General features: G+C 75.1%; 4 protein-coding genes. 1 reads left to right on the top strand and 3 read right to left on the bottom strand.

Annotation, left to right across the window (positions count from 1 at the left end; translation table 11 throughout):
* Positions 1-1,035: carboxylesterase family protein (locus Q6969_RS14295; protein WP_317231040.1), on the bottom strand; the 1,035-nt coding region annotated here is incomplete at its 3' end.
* A 152-nt stretch (positions 1,036-1,187) separates the two neighbouring features.
* Between Q6969_RS14295 and Q6969_RS14290 the strand changes: the two genes are divergently transcribed.
* Positions 1,188-2,234 carry an NAD(P)-dependent alcohol dehydrogenase gene (locus Q6969_RS14290; RefSeq protein ID WP_317231039.1) on the top strand — a complete coding sequence of 349 codons (1,047 nt, stop codon included), beginning with the start codon at positions 1,188-1,190 and terminating at the stop codon, positions 2,232-2,234.
* Between the two features lie 133 nt (positions 2,235-2,367).
* Here the strand turns inward: Q6969_RS14290 and Q6969_RS14285 are convergent, their stop codons facing one another.
* Together Q6969_RS14285 and Q6969_RS14280 are read right to left on the bottom strand one after the other, a co-directional pair.
* On the bottom strand, positions 2,368-2,913 hold the full coding sequence (locus Q6969_RS14285) for a hypothetical protein (protein WP_317231038.1): 546 nt from the start codon (positions 2,911-2,913) through the stop codon (positions 2,368-2,370).
* Between the two features lie 92 nt (positions 2,914-3,005).
* Positions 3,006-3,449: cyclophilin-like fold protein (locus tag Q6969_RS14280; protein ID WP_317231037.1), on the bottom strand; the 444-nt coding region annotated here is incomplete at its 5' end.

Here is a 3,449-nt window from a genome sequence, read left to right as displayed (position 1 = left end):
GAGCGCCCGGCCGACGACGGGCAGGCGCAGCAGCGGCGCGATCACGGGGAGCGCCGGGAGGTACATGGCGGTCTCGTCGCGCGTGGTGCCGATGAGGAGGTCCACGTCGGGCGCGGCCGCGGCCCACGCCGCCTCCCGGTCGGACTCGGCGGGCAGCGGCGCGTGGCCGTAGCGCGGCCCCCAGGGCAGTCCCGCGCGGATCCCCGACGCCCACGACGCCCGCTCGGCCCGCGCCTGCCGGCGCATGACGTCGGCGAGCGGGGCGTCGGCGGCGAGCGTGCGCGTGGCGCGCGCCATCGCCCGGAACATGCGCTCCCGCCCGGCCGTGATCCCCACCGGCGGGCTCTGCACGATCGCCCGGCGGAAGAGCCCGCGCGCGCCGTCGCTGATCATGAGGTGCAGGATCGCGTCGCCGCCCGCCGACTGCCCCATCGCCGTGACCTGCCCCGGGTCGCCGCCGAACGCGGCGATGGAGTCGCGGACCCAGCGGAGCGCCTCGAGCTGGTCGAGCAGCCCGAGGTTCGCGGGCGGGCCGTCGTGCGGGCGGCGTCCCCCGGATCCCCCTCCGCCGAATCCGAGGAGCCCCAGCCGCGCCGTCACGGCCACGACGATCACGCGCTGCTCCACCACGAGCGCGCGCGGGTCATGGATGGCCAGGTCGCCCGCCCCCGTCGTGTACCCGCCGCCGTGGAACCACACGATCACGGGCAGCGTCTCGCCGGGCCGCAGGTCGGCGGGCAGGGTGATCGACAGGCGCTGGCAGTCCTCGGAGCGCGCGACGCCCGCGAGCGCCCCGCGCATGAGCGTGTCGAGGATGCGCGAGGACGGCTGCGGGCAGGCCGGCGCCGGCCGCACGGCCGTGAGCACGAGTGCCTCGCCGTCGGATCCGCGAGCGGGCCGGGCGGGCACCGGCGGCTCGCCGCGGGCGGCCGTCGCGTAGGGGATCCCCAGGTAGCGGATCACGTCGCCGTCCGCGCGGCCCGTGACCGGCCCCGATCGCGTCGCCGTCGGGCCGAGGGAGGAGGGCGCGGGCATCCCGCCACGCTATCCGCCCGAGCCCGGGTCGGCGCCGTCGGTCCGGGTGGGGCCTCGGGCAGGCGTACCGTCGAGGGGTACCGCATCCGAAGAGGGCGCGGCCGGATCGACCCGATCCTCCCCCTCCCCCACCGGACAGCTCAAGGAGAACCATGCGCACCGTCAACGCCTACGCGGCCACGTCCGCCACCGATCCCCTCACCAAGACCACCATCGAGCGCCGCGACGTCGGCCCGAAGGACGTCTCCATCGACATCGCCTACTCGGGCGTCTGCCACTCCGACATCCACACCGTCCGCGGCGAGTGGGGCCCCATCCAGTACCCGCAGGTCGTCGGCCACGAGATCGTCGGCCGCGTCACCGAGGTCGGCTCGGACGTCAGCAAGCACCAGGTCGGCGACCTCGTCGGCGTCGGCTGCATGGTCAACTCCTGCAAGGAGTGCGAGCAGTGCACGGCCGGCCAGGAGCAGTACTGCCTGAAGGGCAACATCCAGACGTACGGCGGCACCGACCCGGCCGACGGCACCATCACGCAGGGCGGCTACTCCGAGGCCGTCGTGGTCGACGAGGACTTCGTGCTCCGCGTCCCCGAGTCCCTCGACGTCGAGAAGGTCGCCCCGCTGCTCTGCGCCGGCATCACCACCTACTCGCCGCTGCGCCACTGGAACGCGGGCCCCGGCACCAAGGTCGCCGTCGTCGGCATGGGCGGGCTCGGCCACATGGCCGTGAAGATCGCGCACGCCATGGGCGCCGAGGTCACCGTCCTCTCGCAGACGCTCTCCAAGAAGGAGGACGGCCTCCGCCTCGGCGCCGACCGCTACTTCGCCACCAGCGACGAGTCGACCTTCGAGGAGCTCGCCAGCTCCTTCGACCTCATCATCAACACGGTCTCCGCGAAGCTCGACATGTCGAAGTACATCGGCCTGCTCGCGATCGACGGCACGCTGGTGAACGTCGGCGCCCCGTCGGAGCCGCTCGAGATCCCCGCCTTCGCGCTCATCCCCGCGCGCCGCAGCTGGGCCGGCTCCATGATCGGCGGCATCGCCGAGACGCAGGAGATGCTCGACTTCTGCGCCGAGCACGGCATCGTGCCGGAGACCGAGCTCATCTCGGCCGACCAGGTCAACGAGGCCTACGACCGCGTCCTCAAGTCGGACGTGCGCTACCGCTTCGTCATCGACGCGAAGACGTTCGCGTAACCACCTCGCGCGTCACGCGCGCGGAAGGGCCCCGCGGATCCTCGGATCCGCGGGGCCCTTCCGCGTCGCGCAGGGGCGGCCCCTCAGCGCCCGGGGCCGGCCACGCCGATCCCGGGCGGGTCCGCCCCCGGGATCAGCCCTGCCGCCGGTACGTGGCCCGGAACCCCTCGGAGGGGTCGGTGGGCGTCAGCACCAGCGTGTCGCCGGTGACCGCGAAGTCCCGCGCGAGCGTCTGGCCGACGAGGGCCGGGGCGAGGGCGGAGTCGACCTCGACCGTGAGGGAGTCGTCGTCGACGGGCGCGACGGTCCCGGAGAAGGCCTCGTAGCCGCCCACCGTGTACGGACCGTCGGGCGCGGCGGCGTCGGGGTTCCGGGCCTGGACCGACATCGTGCCCGCGTCGGTGAACACGACCTGGCCGGAGTAGGGGACGGGGGCGAGGTCGCCCGCGGTGCCGACCTCGAGGCGGGTCATCTCCCAGGCACCCGCGAGAGCGCTGAGCGGCGCGGTGCCGGGCGCGGATCCGCTCGGCGTGGCCTCGGCGGACGGCGCCGTGCCCGGGGCCTGTGGCGGGTTGGAGCACCCTGCGAGCGCCAGGGCGGCGCCGAGGGCCAGGGTCGCGGCGGCGGTCCGGAGGTGGGGGGCGGTCCGGCGGTGGGGGGTGGTGTCGGCGGTGCGCATGCGGGGCCTCTCGTGGGGTGGTCCGGCCGGGGGTCCGGTCGCGGGGGTGGGGGATGCGGACGGGGAGGAGCGCGGGTGCGAGCCGCGAGGGCTCACTCGACGACCTCGATGGTCACGTCGGCGTCGTCGAACGCCGCCAGCTGCGCGGGCGTCGCGTCGTAGCGGCCCAGGTGGATGGTCTCCGCGGCGAAGCCGATGCCCGCGGCGTCGTAGTAGAAGCCGAGGTTCCCCCAGGGAGAGAAGTAGATGAGGTCGCCGTCCTCGGGGTCGGATCCGGGCGACCCCTCGACCGCGAGCCCGGGCTCGGGGTACGCGATCTTCTCCCGCCCCGCGAACTCCGCGAAGCGCAGCGTCGTGGGCAGTCGGCCGACGAGGTCGCGCGAGGTGGGGTTGTCCTCGCCGAGCGTCACGTCGACCACCTGCCCGCCGCCCGTGAAGCGGATCACCGTGCCGACGACGGGCCGCTCGGCCGCATCGCGGTCCGCGGCGGTCGCCTCCGGGGTGCCCGCCGCGGCGGGGCTGGCCGGCGCGGACGG

Origin of the sequence: Clavibacter sp. MX14-G9D (genome assembly GCF_032917815.1) — a bacterium.
Classification (GTDB): Bacteria; Actinomycetota; Actinomycetes; order Actinomycetales; family Microbacteriaceae; genus Clavibacter; species Clavibacter michiganensis_K.
Note: the sequence above shows the minus strand (reverse complement) of the source record. Positions and strands in the feature narration are given on the sequence as shown.

Coding starts and splice junctions, on each gene's coding strand:
- Q6969_RS14285 (WP_317231038.1), bottom strand. CDS start 2,913: ATGCGCACCGCCGACACCACCCCCCACCGCCGGACCGCCCCCCACCTC.
- Q6969_RS14290 (WP_317231039.1), top strand. CDS start 1,188: ATGCGCACCGTCAACGCCTACGCGGCCACGTCCGCCACCGATCCCCTC.